We start from the raw sequence: 12,890 nt of genomic DNA on the forward strand, positions 1-12,890 counted from the left end.
GCCCTCGGCGGACCGGGTGGCGACGGCGCGCAGCGCGCCGCCCGCGTCTCGGGCGGCCGTGCGGTGCACGCGGGCCATGAAGCCCCCGCCGAGGATCCCGGTTCGGATCGTCCCGAGACCGGTGTCAGTGACATCCGTTGTCATGCCGGTGAGTCTGACACAGCGGCGACTACTTTTGCTAGTCCCTCGTCAAAAGTTGTTTGTAACGAATCCGAAGTCGCACAGCCGACTGCGAGAAGTGCTGTGCTTTACTGACGCCATGGTTGACGTGCTGAGACCGCTCGCGGCGCCCTCCCCCGGGACCGGCGAGATCTTCCAGATCCTCCGCGACGGACACGCGCGCACCAAGGCGGAGCTCGCCGCCCTCACCGGCCTCGCCCGCTCCACCGTCGCCTCCCGGGTCGACGCGCTGCTGGCCGCCGACCTCCTCCGACCCGCGGGGGAAGCGGTGTCGACGGGCGGCCGCCCTCCGGCCCGCGTCGCCTTCAACCCCCGCGCCGGACTCGTCCTCGCCGTCGACCTCGGAGCCACGCACGCGACCGTGGCCGTGGCCGACCTCGCGGGCGTGATCCTGGACGCGCGCACCCGCACCATCGACATCGGCGACGGCCCCGAGGCCCTGCTCGACGCGATCCTCGCGGAGGGGACCGCCCTGCTCGCCGCGGTCGCCGAGGGCCTTCCCCTCGTGGGCGTGGGCATCGGCGTGCCCGGCCCCGTCGAGCACTCCACGGGGCGCCCGACGAACCCGCCGATCATGCCGGGCTGGGACCGCTTCGACGTGCCCGGCTACGTGCAGCGCACCCTCGACGTCCCGGTCCTCGTCGACAACGACGTGAACATCCTCGCCCTCGGCGAGCAGGCCACGAGCTGGCCCCGGGTGGACGACCTCGTGTTCGTGAAGGTGTCGACGGGCATCGGCGCCGGCATCATCGCCGGCGGTCAGCTCCAGCGGGGTGCCCAGGGGTCGGCGGGCGACATGGGGCACGTCCAGGTGCCGATGAGTGCGGGATCGGCACGGGAGCCGGGCGACGAACGGGATCTCGAGGCCCTCGCGAGCGGATCGGCTCTCGCCGACGCCCTGCGCGCCGAAGGGCACGACGTGCACAGCGCCTCCGACGTCGTCGACCTCGTGCGCGCCGGCAACGCCGCGGCCATCGAGGCCACCCGTCAGGCCGGACGCGATGTCGGCGAGGTGCTCGCGACGGTCGTGAACCTGCTCAACCCGTCGATCATCGTGCTCGGCGGCAGCATCGCCCGCGCCGGCGAGCACCTGCTCGCCGGCGTCCGCGAGGTCGTCTACCGGCGTTCGATCCCGCTCGCCACCCAGCACCTCGCGATCGTGCAGTCGCAGGCGGGCGACCGCGCGGCGGTGCTGGGGGCGGCGATCATGGTCGCCCGCGAGGTGCTCTCCCCCGCGAACGTGGACCGCTACGTCGCCGCGAAGGGATCGAAGTCGGCGGGCAGCGCTCCCACCTGATCCAGCGTGCTCGCGACTTCCACGAACGTGCGCCGCGCTGCGGCCTCCTCGATCGAGAGGAGCGTGTCGAGCACGTGGTACCCGAACTCGCCGGTGGCGACGTGGGGTCGGTCCTCCGCGATCGCGCGCACCATGTCGAGCAGCCCGAGCCCGCGCCCCGCGAGCACCCCCTCCGGCGCGACATCGACGACCTCCTGCACCACCGGCTCCGGGGGCACGAAGTGCCGGGACAGCGGCCGGGTGATCGTGATCGGTCCCCCGAACGTGTTCGGGTCGGGGATGACGAGGGTGCCCTCGGTTCCCGTGATCTCCACGATGCCCTGCCGCACCAGCGGCGAGTCCGTGCTGTAGAGGCTCTGTGCCTGCCCTCCGCCTTCGAAGTCCATCAGGACGCTGAGCGTGGACGGGATCTCGACCGGAAACTCCTCGCCGGCACGGTCGCCGACCTGCACGCGGCGGGTCGGCGACCCCTGCAGCCCGAGGGCGGCCACGGCGGCCACCGGCCCGAAGACGTGGACCAGGGTCGAGACGTAGTACGGCCCCATGTCGAGGAGCGGCCCCGCCCCCTTCGCGTAAAGGAACGCGGGGTTCGGGTGGAAGATCTCCGGCCCCTGCCACTGGAAGGTCGTCTGGCCGAACAGCGGACGGCCGATGTCGCCGCGGGCGATGGCGCGCTTCGCGGTCTGCACGCCGGGGCCGAGGACGGTGTCGGGCGCGACGCCGACACGGAGCCCGGCCGACGCAGCGGCCTCCAGCAGACGTCCCGCCTCCTCGCGGTCCACGCCGAGCGGCTTCTCCGTCCACACGTGCTTCCCGGCGGCGACGATCGCCTCCGAGACGGCGACGTGGGCGGCCGGGATCGTGAGGTTCACGACGATGTCGATGTCGGGATCGTCGAGCACGACCTCGACACCCCCAGCCTGCGGTACGCCGTACGCCGTGGCCTGCGCGCGTGCCCGCTCCTCGACGAGGTCGCCGATCGCGCGCACCTCCACGTCCGGGAAGCGCGTGAGGTTCTGCAGGTACTGGTCGCTGATGTTGCCCGCGCCGATGAGGCCGACGCCGACGGCTCCGCCGCCCCGCACCATCAGCGCGCCGTCCCGGCGTCGAGGAACACCCGGCTGCGCTCGATGGCGTCGAACAGGTCACCCTCGTAGTGGTCGAACTCCACGATGGCGAGTTCGAGCGCGGGCGCGGCGGCCATGGCCTCCCGGAGCGGCACGGTCCCGTCGCCCGCGGGCACCTGATCGGCCGGCGGGTAGGCGTCCAGCAGCGCGGGGTCGAGGGTGCCGTCCTTCGCGTGCACGGCGATCACGCGCTCGCCGAGACGCTCCACGAGGGCCACCGGGTCGACGCCGCCGCGGGCGACCCAGTACAGGTCGACCTCCAGCACGACGCGCTCGTCGAGGTGCTCCGCGAGGATCTCCAACCCGGTCACCCCGTCGAACACGGCCTCCAGCTCGTGCGCGTGGTTGTGATAGCCGACCCGCACACCCGCCTCGGTGCCGATCTCCGCCGCCTCGTTGAGCAACCGGGCGGTCTCGACGATCTGGTCGATCGATTCCCAACGCGCCGGCTCGGTGTAGGGATCGATCACCGTGTCCATGCCGAGCGTGCGCGCGGCGGCGAAGACCTCGGCGGGCGGCGGGACGGGAGCCGTGGTGCCGGAGCCGTCAGGGCGCACGAAGGTCGGCGTGGCCAGGAAAGCGTGCCCGGAGGGGGCGGTCAGCCCGGCGGCCGACACCGCGGCGGCCATGGCCTCCGCCCTGCGCACGAAGTCGTAGGGCTCGACCGCGGTGAATCCGCGCGCCGCCACCGCGGCGAGCGTGCCCTCGAGGTCGGCCTCCAGCTGCTCGCGGATCGTGAACAGCTGCAGAGAGGTCTGGATCGTCATCGGTCGTGCTCCTCGGTCGTCGGTGACAGGAGGGCGTCGCGCGCCCTGCAGGCACGCTAGCACCGAATACCTCCATGTGGAAGTTTCTTCTCGATAGACTCCGAGCATGCCCACCGCACCCGCAGCCGCCGAGGACTCCGAGCGCCCGCGCCCCCGTGGCGCCTATGCGAAGGGGATCGCACGACGGCAGGAGATCCTGGATCGCGCGATCGAGGTCTTCGCCGCCCGGGGCGCCGACCGCACGAGCCTGCGGGCGATCGCGCGCGAGGTGGGCGTGACGCACGCCGCCCTCTCCCATTACTTCGGGTCGCTCGAGGAGCTGCTCGTCGCGGTCTACGTGGAGAGCAACGCCCCGGGACGGAAGACCGACCCGGAACCGGTCAACCCCGTCGAGGGGATGATCCGGTCGGCCAGGGCCAACCGCGAGGTGCCGGGCCTCGTGCAGTTGTACTCCACCCTCGTGGCCAGCGCTCTCGAGGAGGGGCATCCCGCCGCCCGCACCTTCGCGACCGAGCGCTTCGCCCGCCTCCGGGCCGACATCGCCGAGACCGTCCGGGAGCAGCAGCGGGAGGGGCGCCTCCGCTCCGACGCCGATCCCTCCGCGGTCGCCGCACTCGTCGTCGCGGCCTCCGACGGTCTGCAGACGCAGTGGCTGCTGGACGACGCGGCCCCGCAGCACGAGGCCCTCGCCCTCCTCGACCGCCTGCTCCGCCCGGCGGACGCCCCGGGCCGGGACGGCACTTCCGCGGACTAGGCTCGAACCGTGACGCCCGTGCCGCAGTCCCCGTATGCGAGGGCGCTCGGCGAGCGCCTGGCCGAGCTGCACCCCCGGCTGCGGACCTACTTCCAGGCGGTCCCGGAGGGGATGGTCGGCGTCGGCGAAGGCACGTTCCAGCGCGTCGGCACGCCCCGCCGCGCGCTCTGGCCGCTCCTCCGCCGCCTCGAACGGCGCGGGGTGATCGCCGCACGTTGGGAGCGCGACGTGCCCTTCCGGATCGAGAACCGCACCATCGCCTCCCGTGCGATCGCCGAGCGCACCTTCCTGTTCGCGAGCGGGCCATGGGTGATGCGCGACGCCGTGGCACCGACGCGGCACGGCCGCATCGTCGACGAGCTCGGCGAGCCCGGGCTTGTCGTAGCCTGCTTCGCCGTGGAGCCCCGCGCGGGCGCCCTGCACCTGACCAGTCGCGCGGTGGGCATCCGCCTCGGGCGCTTCCGGCTCCGCATCCCGCGGATGGTGGCTCCCGTGGTCCGGCTCGTCGAGCGCTGGGACGACGAGGCCGGTCGTCAGCGGGTGCGCCTGACGGTCGACGCCCCGATCCTCGGCCGCCTCTACGAGTACCGGGGCGACTTCGACTACGCCCTCGAACCCGATCGGAAGGACGACAGCGCATGAGCACGGACCGGGTGGTCATCGGCGGGGCCACAGGATTCATGGGGCGCTTCCTCTCGGCACGGCTCCGGGATGCCGGGCGCGAGGTCGTCACGATCTCCCGCTCGGGAAGCGACCTCACCTGGAGCGATCAGGACGGCATCGACGCCGCCGTCGACGGGGCCTCGCTCGTGATCGGTCTGGCGGGCAAGAGTGTGAACTGCCGCTACACGCCGCGCAACCGTGCCGAGATCTTCCGCTCCCGCCTGGACACGACCGCGGCCTTGAGCCGCGCCATCTCCCGCGCGGCCACCCCGCCGCCGCTGTGGATCAATTCCTCGACGGCCACGATCTATCGGCACGCGGAAGACCGCCCGATGACGGAGTCCTCCGGCGAGATCGGCACGGGCTTCTCGGTCGAGGTCGCCAAGGCGTGGGAGCGTGCCCTCTTCGCCGACGCGCTCCCCGGCACCCGCCGCGTGGCCCTCCGCACTGCCATCGTCCTCGGCGACGGCGGCGTGCTGGAACCGCTGCGCACGCTCGCACGGCGGGGACTCGGCGGCCCGCAGTACGACGGGTTCTGGCCGGTCGGTCCCGCGCGCCGCGCCGCCGGCACCGCACACCTTCCCGGCGCCCGTCGCGGTCGGCAGCGCTTCAGCTGGATCCACATCGAGGATGTGGCGCACATCATCGAGTTCCTCGAAGAGACCCCCGCTCTGGACGGGCCGGTCAACGCCGCCTCACCGCACCCCGTCGACAACGCCGCCTTCATGGCCACCGTGCGCCGCGTGCTGGGGGCGAAGGTCGGCCCGCCGATGCCGCGCTGGATGCTCGAGCTCGGCGCCATCGGCATCCGCACCGAGACCGAGCTCATCCTCAAGAGCCGCTGGGTGCTCCCCGAGAAGCTCACCGCCGCCGGCTTCACCTTCCGCTACCCGGACCTCGAGGAGGCCGTCCGTGCCTCCTTCGCCGCCGCGGACGCGAACGCCCGGACGCACGTGGCCTGACCGCGGTCGCGCGAAGAGCCCGTCAAGCCGACTCCGGGAGCGTCGGGAACGTCCAGCTGCCGTCGAGCACCTCGGGGCGAGGGCGGTAGAGCCGGACGAGGTAGTTCCAGCCCTCCGTGATCGGCAGCACGTTCGGCACGCCCTCCGGATGGTCGCCGAAGCGGACGGTGATCGTGCCGTCGTCGTTGCGGACGCCGGTGATGTCGTTGATCGTGTAGGCGTCGCGATCGTTCGGCTCGAAGAAGCCGTCCGCGTTGTACACCGAGATCGACCAGAAGCCGTCGACCGGCACCTCGCCGACCGTGAGCTCGTACCGGCCCACCGGCAGACGGGGGTCGACGCCGATGTAGCTCGCCTCGGATGACGGCAGCCCACCCCAGCCCGCCGCCGTGCCGATGAGGTGCCGCACCGGGTCGACCTCGTCCTCACTGCCGAACATGCGGTCGAAGCCTCGCAGGTTCCGCGCCAGCGCGAGCAGCGCCTGGCGGGTCTCGTCGAGGCTGACGGTGTCGTAGTCCGGCATCGCGAAGGGCGTGGACGACCCGCTGTGCAGCGCGATGCGGTCCTGCAGCGCCCCCACCGCCGCCACATCCGCCGGGTCCGCGGGGTCCACGAGGATGCGCACGGCCAGCACGACGTACGGCGTCCCGAACTGCGCCACCGTCAGCGTGTGCTCGCCCGCCTCGTGGAAGATCGCATCGACGTAGTGGTGCTCGTTGACGACCATCGCCGAGAGGTAGCGCTCGCCGTGCTCCGGGATGGTGAACGTCGCGCCCTCGCTGATGTCGAGGACCGCGAAGCTGTACAGGGTGTCCCGGTTCAGCCGGATCACGGTCTGCCGGTCGATCGCGGCCGGAGCCCTGTTGTGCAGGAACCGATCCACACCCCCGGCCTCCTTCTGGAGGTCGCGCATCATGCGGTGGGTCTCGGCGAGGGCGAAGTTGTCGACGTTCACGAGGATGCTCATGACGGCATCCTGGCAGGCTGGACCGCTCGGCGGCTAGGACGAAGGAAGAGCGTCGTCTCCCCGCTCCCGACGCCGCTTCTCGATCTCCTCGCGGAGCCGCCACTCCTCGATCTCGCGGTCGAGGTCCGCGATCTGCTGCTCGGTGGAGCGGACGTCGACCGGCGGCGCGGGGCGTGCGACCGTGGTCGTCGGGGCGGTCGGGCGCTCGGCGCGTCGCATCCGCGGGAGCGGGACCCCTGCCTCCCCGTACTCGCGGCCGATCGCGAACCACAGCGCGCTGCCGATCAGCGGCAGGAGGATCACGATGATGATCCAGACCATCTTCGGCAGGTACTTCACCTGGGAGTCGTCGCGCGTGATGATGTCGATCAGCGCACCGATCATCAGCGCGATGACCAGAAGCGAGAACAGGAACGGCATGGGTTCAGGGTAGACGACGCACGGGCCGGAGCCGAGGGTTCACGGCAGCAGGTGTCCGGCGGCGCGGAAGAGCTCGTACCACTCGGCCCGGGTGAGCACGACGTCCACCCCGGCCGCCGCCTCCTGCACGCGGTGCGGGGTCGTGGTGCCGAGCACGACCTGCATCCCGGCGGGGTGCCGCGTGATCCAGGCGGTGGCGATCGCGGTCGGTGTCACTCCATGGATTCCGGCCAGACGCTCGATCACCGCGTTGAGCTCGGGGTAGTCCGGGTGTCCGAGGAAGACGCCGCCGCCGAAACCGCTCTGGTAGGGCGACCAGGCCTGCACGGTGATGCCATGGATCCGGCAGTAGTCCACGATGCCGCCGCCGTCGCGCCCGATGCTCTGATCGTGCCCGGCCATGTTCGCGGCCACCGGCTGCGCGATGATCGGCGCGTGCGTGAGGGACAGCTGCAGCTGGTTCGCGACCAGGGGCTGCCGCACTGCGGTCTTCAGCAGCTCGATCTGCGAGGGCGTGTGATTCGACACCCCGAACGCCCGGACCTTGCCCGAGGACTCGAGGTGGTCGAAGGCGCGGGCCACCTCGTCCGGCTCGACCAGAGCGTCCGGCCGGTGCAGCAGGAGCACATCGATGCGGTCGGTGCGCAGAGCCGCGAGCGAGCCCTCCACCTGCCCGACGATGTGGTCGTAGGAGAAATCGAACATGCCCTGCGCCGGCACGATGCCGCACTTGGTCTGCAGCACGATCTCGTCGCGCTCCGCGCCGCCGAGCCGGAGAGCGTCCGCGAAGCGCGCCTCGCAGTGGTGCATCTGGCCGCCGTAGATGTCCGCGTGGTCGAAGAAGTCGATCCCGGCGTCGCGTGCGGTCGTGTACAGCGCGCGGATCTGCTCGTCGTCGAGGCTGTCGATGCGCATCATCCCGGCGACCAGGGCCGGAGCGGTCGTCGATCCGAAGGGAACGGTCTTCATGCGCCCACGCTACTTCATCGCGTCACGCCCGGCCGAGGCCCGAGCGGGCACCGCCTCAGGGCGCGCACGGAAGCAGGCGCGTGACGGGGACGCCGAGGACCATCGCGATCCCCGCGACATCCTCCATCGTGAAATCCGCACGCTCCTCGAGGAGGTCTGCCAGGGCGGGAGGTGCGATCCCGGCCTGCTCCGCGAGCTCCATGAACGACACTCCGGCGTGCAATCGCGCCGCCTCTACCGCCGATGCCATCAGATGACGCAATTCTGTCCCCATGCGCCTACGGTACCGCCACGCACGGACACCCACGCTCCCAGAACCCACCAATATGACGGCATCCTGCTGTCGGCGCGCTGCTAAGGTGAGCCGAATGAAGACACCAGCCGAGCAGTTCAACGAGGCGATCGGTCGTCAGATGCGGGCGGAGATCGCGGCGGCACGCAGCAGCATCGCCGCCATGGCGCGCGACGTGGGCATCGCCCGGAGCGCGCTCGACAATTACGTGACGGGCAAGCGCGCCATTCCCGTCCCCGTGGTCTACGCGGTATGCGCCACGCTCGGGGTCGAGCCGCACGTCCTTGTCGCCCGGGCCGAGGAGCGCCTGGCCGCCGACGGCATGTCGGCGATCATCACCCCCTTCCGGCGCCGCACCGATGTCGCCACCCCGCGCGACAATACCCGCGAGGTCGCCTTCGAATCCGGATCCACCCGCGAGACGGACACCGACGACCTCTACGAGTAGACGACACCGACCGGACGGAGGCCCATGCAGCAGCTTCTCCGCCTGGCCGACGAGCTCGGTCTCCGTGTGATCGAACGCACAGGTCCCACCCCCGGGGGCTTCCAACCCGTCACCCGGACCATCCGGCTCGCCCCGGGGATGAGCAGGCGTACCGCCCGCAGCGTGCTCGCCCACGAGCTCGGCCACGCCCACCTCGGCCATCAGCCCACATGGCAAGCCGCCTTTCGCGCGCGACAGGAGCGGCAGGCCGATGAGTGGGCCGCGCGATGTCTGATCACGCCGGCGGCGTACGCAGCGGCGGAGCAGCTCCGCGGCACCCACCTGGCCAGCCTGGCGTTCGAACTCGACGTGACGATCGAGATCGTCCTCGCGTTCCAGCGCGTGCTCCTCCGGAAGCACGCGTCCGTCTCCGCCGCCTAATGATCGGGGTCGGCGGGCGACGCTGGTTGAATGACCTCATGGTCTTCCTCGTCACCCCCGCCCCCGTCACTCTCACCGGCGAGCTCGTCGAGCTCCGCCCTCTCGACCGGTCGCACGTCGACGGACTCGTCGAAGCGGTCACCGAGGGCGACCTGTGGAGGACGGCCTGGTACACCTCGGTTCCAGCGCCCGACGGAGTCGCGGCTGAGGTCGACCGCCGCCTGGGCCTCGTCACCACCGGCGAGATGGTGCCCTTCACGGCCTTCGACACCGCCGGCCGTGTGCTGGGCCTCACGTCGTACTACGACATCGTCGCCGACGTCCCCCGGCTGCACATCGGATACACCTGGAACCGCCCGTCCGCGCACGGCACGGGCACCAATGCGGAGTCGAAGCTGCTGCTCCTCCGCCACGCCTTCGAGACGCTGGGGGTGTTCCGGGTCGGTCTGACGACCCAGTGGGTGAACTTCCAGTCCCGCGCGGCGATCGAACGGCTGGGAGCGAAGCAGGACGGTGTGATGCGGGCCATGAGCCGCTACCGCAACGGCGCACTCCGCGACAGCGTGGAGTACTCCATCATCGAGCCGGAATGGCCCGCGGTGCAGGCGAACCTCGAAGCGAGGCTCGCCCGGCGACGGTGAGCGCGGGGCGCCGCCCCGCGCTGGTCACTCGGTCGGGCTGCCGGTCCAGTTCTTGGAGCGACGTGTGGCGGAACCGCGCTGACGCATCGCGAACCCGAGGGCCAGCGAGACGAGCAGGATGCCGCCGACGAACGTGAGCGCGGCGAGCGTGTCCGGCATCTCGTGGGCGATCCCCAGCAGCCAGAAGCCTCCGAGGAACATGATCATGAAGAAGAGGAAGCTGAGGATCACGGGATCTCCTGTCGTCGGTGCTCTACCAGGATAGCCCGGACCCGGAAAGGCCCTGTGCCGCCGCCCGGATGTCTGGTGGGGTCGGAGCATGGACACCTCCCTCACCGCCCTCGCGATCTCCTGCACCCTCAAGCCCTCCCCCGCATCGTCGAGCTCCGATCTGCTCGCGCGTCAGCTCCTCGATGCCCTCGCCGAGCACGGGGTGACGGGCGACCTCGTCCGTGCCGTCGACCTCGACATCCGCCCCGGCGTCGAGAAGGACATGGGCGACGGCGACCAGTGGCCGACCCTGCGTCAGCGCGTCCTCGACGCTGACATCCTCGTGTTCGTCACGCCGACGTGGATGGGACAGCACTCCAGCGTCGCCCAGCGCGTGCTGGAGCGTCTCGACGCCGAGCTCAGCGAGACCGACGAGCAGGGCCGCCCGATCCTGTTCGACAAGGTCGCCATCGCCGGTGTGCTCGGTAACGAGGACGGCGCGCACCACATCTCCGCGATCCTCTTCCAGGCGCTGAACGACATCGGCTACACGATCCCCGCGCAGACCTCGGTGTACTGGAACGGCGAGGCCATGCAGACCGTGGACTACAAGGACCTCGACGAGACCCCGGAGGCCGTGAGCTCCGCGATCACGACAGCATCCCGGAACGCGGCGCACCTCGCGCGGCAGCTTGCCGCGCAGGCATACCCCGCCGAGTAGCGGAGCCGCTCAGTCGGCCGGGCCGTCGATGACCTCGTCGACGAGGCTGATGCCTCCGGACGAGCTCGCCTCGACCATGAGGGCCTGGACCCACTTCACGTTCAGCTCCGGCGTCTCCGGCTCCGAGAAGGTGAAGCGCAGCGGAATCGACGGATGCAGCCAGATCGTGGAGCGCCCGGGGACGTCGCCATCGGGGTGCTTCCAGGACAGCGTGAAGCTCTCGTTCCGGCGGAGCTTGGTCGCGATCGCGACCTTCAGATGGGCCAGGGCGCGGTCCTCGATCTGGATCTCGCTGCCGGAGCCGTACTGCATGGTTCCCATCCCCCGACTCTACGGGTGGACACGGCGCCGACGCGAGCAGCGACACTCTCGCGCGTCTTCGGCGCGCCGGTACGGACGGGGTGTCGGCATCGCTCTCGGAGAGCGGCACCGAGGCGTCAGCGGTGCAGACCCGCGCTCACCGCGACGGTCATCCGGCGGCCCGACGCTGGAGAAGCTGGCGGACGTGCGCCTCGATCTCGGCGTCGTCGACGAAGCCCATGCGCGCGTACGGGGATTCCGCTGCTGCCGCCGGCGCTGCCGGGAGACTGACGGGCGCTGCCGGCGCCATCTCCTCGGCGCGGGCACGGAGCGCGGCGACCCGAGCGGCCTTGCGGCGCTCCTCCTGCGCATCGATCTCGGCGCGAGCCGCCTGGGCGCGCGATCCCGCGACCGACACCATCGGCTCTGGCAGCGGGCGCGGGGTCCAGGTGGCGGGGCCCTGGTCGTGCAGTGCCGGGGCCACTCTCTCCTCGACGGCCTCGACGACCGCGGGCTGCGGACGACGGGCAGCGCGTACCGCGACCGCAGCCATCCGCTGCAGGACGATGGTGGCGATGAGGGCTGCCACCCCACCGCTCCAGAGGAGCACCGCTCCCCCGGTGGCCAGGAGCTGCCAGACGCCGAGCCCGACGGCGGCGAGGCCGAGGACGAGCGCGACAGTCGCCGACAGCCGCACCCGTCGGCGGGCGCGGGCCCGACGGATCACGGGATCGGCGCGGGTGGCGGCGAGCTCCTGGCGGAGCGCCTCGAGCTCTGCGGCCTCTCTCTCGGCCTGCAGCCGCTTCGCGAGCTTCTGCTGGGCGACGACGGTGCGGGCGTTGAGCTCCATGTGCACCTCGCTGGGCGTCTCACTCGTCTCGGCGAGGATCCGCAGCGCCTGGTTCAGCCGTACGGCGTTCCGCTCGGCCGCGTTGTACTGGAAGCGACCGCGCCACGAGGGCAGCAGGTACAGCATCCACAGGAGCACGGCGACGAGCACGATCACTCCCCCGCTCAGCACCGGCCCGTCCATAGGTCAACGGTAACGGCGGCAGACCGGCCGCGCCGTGCAGTCGGGGCGCGTGTCGCGGCGTGTCCTTCCGCAACGGGCGATGTCAGAGGCTGATGCGGTCCGCCGGCGGGATCGTCGCCGCGTGCGGCGGCACCTGTCCGTGGATCCACCGGGCGAGGACGCCCTGGGGAACCTCCTCCTGCGTGAGGGCGAAGGCGTAGTGGTCGCGCCAGTCCCCGTCGATGTGGATGTACCGACGGCGCAGCCCCTCGTACCGGAAGCCGAGTTTCTGGACCACCCGGAGACTCGCGGCGTTCTCGGGCCGGATGCAGATCTCCATCCGGTGCAGCCCGTACTCGGTGAAGCAGGCATCGGTCGCGAGCGCGACCGCGGTCGGGGTGATCCCCCGACCCGCGAAGCGCTCACTCACCCAGTAGCCGATCGTCGCCGAGCACAGCGAGCCCCGGGCGACACCCCAGACGTTCAGCTGTCCGGCGACCTCACCGTCGTACTCCATGACGAACGGGTAGCCTCCGCCGTCCCGATACTGCTGGAGCAACCGACGGATGCTGACCCGCATGTCGAAGGAGACCGCCCCGTGCGGGATCGTCGCCTCCCACGGCTGCAGCCACGCGCGGTTCGCGAGCAGCTCCTGCTGCAGAGGCCGCGCGTCCTTCGTCCGGATCAGACGCAGCTCGACCGGTCCGTGCCGCATCCCCGTCGACAGCTCCACGCCGCAC

18 protein-coding genes are annotated in these 12,890 nt (G+C 71.3%); 8 read left to right on the top strand and 10 right to left on the bottom strand.

Annotated elements, in window-relative coordinates; all coding sequences use genetic code 11:
* Window positions 1–259 precede the first annotated feature (259 nt).
* On the top strand, window positions 260–1,477 hold the full coding sequence (locus tag DW296_RS06040) for an ROK family transcriptional regulator (protein WP_240743010.1): 1,218 nt from the start codon (window positions 260–262) through the stop codon (window positions 1,475–1,477).
* On the opposite strand, the gene DW296_RS06045 is transcribed toward DW296_RS06040, so the two are convergent.
* Window positions 1,429–2,565 carry a Gfo/Idh/MocA family protein gene (locus DW296_RS06045; RefSeq protein ID WP_136051505.1) on the bottom strand — a complete coding sequence of 379 codons (1,137 nt, stop codon included), beginning with the start codon at window positions 2,563–2,565 and terminating at the stop codon, window positions 1,429–1,431. The genes DW296_RS06040 and DW296_RS06045 overlap by 49 nt on opposite strands.
* Complete coding sequence (locus tag DW296_RS06050) at window positions 2,565–3,371, bottom strand: sugar phosphate isomerase/epimerase family protein (protein ID WP_136051506.1); 807 nt, start codon at window positions 3,369–3,371, stop codon at window positions 2,565–2,567. Before DW296_RS06050 ends, DW296_RS06045 begins: the two co-directional genes overlap by 1 nt.
* 106 nt (window positions 3,372–3,477) lie before the next feature.
* Between DW296_RS06050 and DW296_RS06055 the strand changes: the two genes are divergently transcribed.
* From DW296_RS06055 to DW296_RS06065, 3 genes are read left to right on the top strand one after another with little or no spacing between them, the layout of a single operon-like run.
* Complete coding sequence (locus tag DW296_RS06055; RefSeq protein ID WP_136051507.1) at window positions 3,478–4,125, top strand: TetR/AcrR family transcriptional regulator; 648 nt, start codon at window positions 3,478–3,480, stop codon at window positions 4,123–4,125.
* A 9-nt stretch (window positions 4,126–4,134) separates the two neighbouring features.
* Window positions 4,135–4,767, top strand: a complete 633-nt coding sequence (locus tag DW296_RS06060) for a DUF4166 domain-containing protein (protein WP_136051508.1) — start codon at window positions 4,135–4,137, stop codon at window positions 4,765–4,767.
* Window positions 4,764–5,750 carry an epimerase gene (locus DW296_RS06065; RefSeq protein ID WP_136051509.1) on the top strand — a complete coding sequence of 329 codons (987 nt, stop codon included), beginning with the start codon at window positions 4,764–4,766 and terminating at the stop codon, window positions 5,748–5,750. The genes DW296_RS06060 and DW296_RS06065 overlap by 4 nt, the downstream gene beginning before the upstream one ends.
* Before the next feature lie 22 nt (window positions 5,751–5,772).
* Here the strand turns inward: DW296_RS06065 and DW296_RS06070 are convergent, their stop codons facing one another.
* Genes DW296_RS06070 through DW296_RS06085 form a run of 4 tightly spaced genes read right to left on the bottom strand, consistent with a single transcriptional unit; the run spans window position 5,773 to window position 8,356 of the window.
* On the bottom strand, window positions 5,773–6,717 hold the full coding sequence (locus DW296_RS06070) for a DUF1214 domain-containing protein (RefSeq protein ID WP_136051510.1): 945 nt from the start codon (window positions 6,715–6,717) through the stop codon (window positions 5,773–5,775).
* Window positions 6,718–6,750: 33 nt separating this feature from the next.
* The gene (locus DW296_RS06075) at window positions 6,751–7,137 is read right to left on the bottom strand and encodes a PLDc N-terminal domain-containing protein (RefSeq protein ID WP_136051511.1); all 387 of its coding nucleotides are present in this window, start codon (window positions 7,135–7,137) and stop codon (window positions 6,751–6,753) included.
* A gap of 39 nt (window positions 7,138–7,176) precedes the next feature.
* The gene (locus DW296_RS06080; RefSeq protein ID WP_136051512.1) at window positions 7,177–8,106 is read right to left on the bottom strand and encodes an aldo/keto reductase; all 930 of its coding nucleotides are present in this window, start codon (window positions 8,104–8,106) and stop codon (window positions 7,177–7,179) included.
* 55 nt (window positions 8,107–8,161) lie between these two features.
* Window positions 8,162–8,356, bottom strand: coding sequence for a helix-turn-helix domain-containing protein (locus DW296_RS06085; protein WP_136051513.1), 195 nt, complete (start codon window positions 8,354–8,356; stop codon window positions 8,162–8,164).
* Between the two features lie 118 nt (window positions 8,357–8,474).
* On the opposite strand from DW296_RS06085, the gene DW296_RS06090 reads away from it, so the two are divergent.
* From DW296_RS06090 to DW296_RS06100, 3 genes are read left to right on the top strand one after another with little or no spacing between them, the layout of a single operon-like run.
* Window positions 8,475–8,846 (top strand): helix-turn-helix domain-containing protein, encoded by a 372-nt coding sequence (locus DW296_RS06090; RefSeq protein WP_240743011.1) that lies wholly within the window; start codon window positions 8,475–8,477, stop codon window positions 8,844–8,846.
* A gap of 24 nt (window positions 8,847–8,870) precedes the next feature.
* Window positions 8,871–9,266 (top strand): ImmA/IrrE family metallo-endopeptidase, encoded by a 396-nt coding sequence (locus DW296_RS06095; RefSeq protein ID WP_136051515.1) that lies wholly within the window; start codon window positions 8,871–8,873, stop codon window positions 9,264–9,266.
* 38 nt (window positions 9,267–9,304) lie between these two features.
* Window positions 9,305–9,907 carry a GNAT family N-acetyltransferase gene (locus tag DW296_RS06100; RefSeq protein WP_136051516.1) on the top strand — a complete coding sequence of 201 codons (603 nt, stop codon included), beginning with the start codon at window positions 9,305–9,307 and terminating at the stop codon, window positions 9,905–9,907.
* A 24-nt stretch (window positions 9,908–9,931) separates the two neighbouring features.
* On the opposite strand, the gene DW296_RS06105 is transcribed toward DW296_RS06100, so the two are convergent.
* Window positions 9,932–10,138 (bottom strand): hypothetical protein, encoded by a 207-nt coding sequence (locus tag DW296_RS06105; protein ID WP_025105563.1) that lies wholly within the window; start codon window positions 10,136–10,138, stop codon window positions 9,932–9,934.
* Between the two features lie 88 nt (window positions 10,139–10,226).
* Here DW296_RS06105 and DW296_RS06110 point away from each other — a divergent pair, with 88 nt between their 5' ends.
* Entirely contained in the window at window positions 10,227–10,838 is a 612-nt protein-coding gene (locus DW296_RS06110; protein WP_136051517.1) for a flavodoxin family protein, read from the top strand.
* A 9-nt stretch (window positions 10,839–10,847) separates the two neighbouring features.
* On the opposite strand, the gene DW296_RS06115 is transcribed toward DW296_RS06110, so the two are convergent.
* From DW296_RS06115 to DW296_RS06125, 3 genes are all read right to left on the bottom strand, one after another.
* A complete protein-coding gene (locus DW296_RS06115) occupies window positions 10,848–11,159 on the bottom strand; it encodes a DUF7882 family protein (protein WP_136051518.1) in 312 nt (103 codons plus the stop codon).
* A gap of 148 nt (window positions 11,160–11,307) precedes the next feature.
* Complete coding sequence (locus DW296_RS06120; RefSeq protein WP_136051519.1) at window positions 11,308–12,171, bottom strand: hypothetical protein; 864 nt, start codon at window positions 12,169–12,171, stop codon at window positions 11,308–11,310.
* An 82-nt stretch (window positions 12,172–12,253) separates the two neighbouring features.
* Complete coding sequence (locus tag DW296_RS06125) at window positions 12,254–12,865, bottom strand: GNAT family N-acetyltransferase (protein WP_060921801.1); 612 nt, start codon at window positions 12,863–12,865, stop codon at window positions 12,254–12,256.
* Window positions 12,866–12,890 lie beyond the last annotated feature (25 nt).

The sequence above is a fragment of the Microbacterium sp. K36 genome (assembly GCF_004794355.1).
In the GTDB taxonomy this organism is placed as follows: Bacteria; Actinomycetota; Actinomycetes; order Actinomycetales; family Microbacteriaceae; genus Microbacterium; species Microbacterium paraoxydans_D.

What these genes read in the sequence shown, in the direction of transcription:
- DW296_RS06075 (WP_136051511.1), bottom strand. Translation starts at nt 7,137, where the DNA reads ATGCCGTTCCTGTTCTCGCTTCTGGTCATCGCGCTGATGATCGGTGCG.
- DW296_RS06055 (WP_136051507.1), top strand. Translation starts at nt 3,478, where the DNA reads ATGCCCACCGCACCCGCAGCCGCCGAGGACTCCGAGCGCCCGCGCCCC.
- DW296_RS06110 (WP_136051517.1), top strand. Translation starts at nt 10,227, where the DNA reads ATGGACACCTCCCTCACCGCCCTCGCGATCTCCTGCACCCTCAAGCCC.
- DW296_RS06115 (WP_136051518.1), bottom strand. Translation starts at nt 11,159, where the DNA reads ATGGGAACCATGCAGTACGGCTCCGGCAGCGAGATCCAGATCGAGGAC.
- DW296_RS06065 (WP_136051509.1), top strand. Translation starts at nt 4,764, where the DNA reads ATGAGCACGGACCGGGTGGTCATCGGCGGGGCCACAGGATTCATGGGG.
- DW296_RS06045 (WP_136051505.1), bottom strand. Translation starts at nt 2,565, where the DNA reads ATGGTGCGGGGCGGCGGAGCCGTCGGCGTCGGCCTCATCGGCGCGGGC.
- DW296_RS06090 (WP_240743011.1), top strand. Translation starts at nt 8,475, where the DNA reads ATGAAGACACCAGCCGAGCAGTTCAACGAGGCGATCGGTCGTCAGATG.
- DW296_RS06125 (WP_060921801.1), bottom strand. Translation starts at nt 12,865, where the DNA reads ATGCGGCACGGACCGGTCGAGCTGCGTCTGATCCGGACGAAGGACGCG.
- DW296_RS06070 (WP_136051510.1), bottom strand. Translation starts at nt 6,717, where the DNA reads ATGAGCATCCTCGTGAACGTCGACAACTTCGCCCTCGCCGAGACCCAC.
- DW296_RS06100 (WP_136051516.1), top strand. Translation starts at nt 9,305, where the DNA reads ATGGTCTTCCTCGTCACCCCCGCCCCCGTCACTCTCACCGGCGAGCTC.
- DW296_RS06040 (WP_240743010.1), top strand. Translation starts at nt 260, where the DNA reads ATGGTTGACGTGCTGAGACCGCTCGCGGCGCCCTCCCCCGGGACCGGC.
- DW296_RS06095 (WP_136051515.1), top strand. Translation starts at nt 8,871, where the DNA reads ATGCAGCAGCTTCTCCGCCTGGCCGACGAGCTCGGTCTCCGTGTGATC.
- DW296_RS06085 (WP_136051513.1), bottom strand. Translation starts at nt 8,356, where the DNA reads ATGGCATCGGCGGTAGAGGCGGCGCGATTGCACGCCGGAGTGTCGTTC.
- DW296_RS06080 (WP_136051512.1), bottom strand. Translation starts at nt 8,106, where the DNA reads ATGAAGACCGTTCCCTTCGGATCGACGACCGCTCCGGCCCTGGTCGCC.
- DW296_RS06050 (WP_136051506.1), bottom strand. Translation starts at nt 3,371, where the DNA reads ATGACGATCCAGACCTCTCTGCAGCTGTTCACGATCCGCGAGCAGCTG.
- DW296_RS06120 (WP_136051519.1), bottom strand. Translation starts at nt 12,171, where the DNA reads ATGGACGGGCCGGTGCTGAGCGGGGGAGTGATCGTGCTCGTCGCCGTG.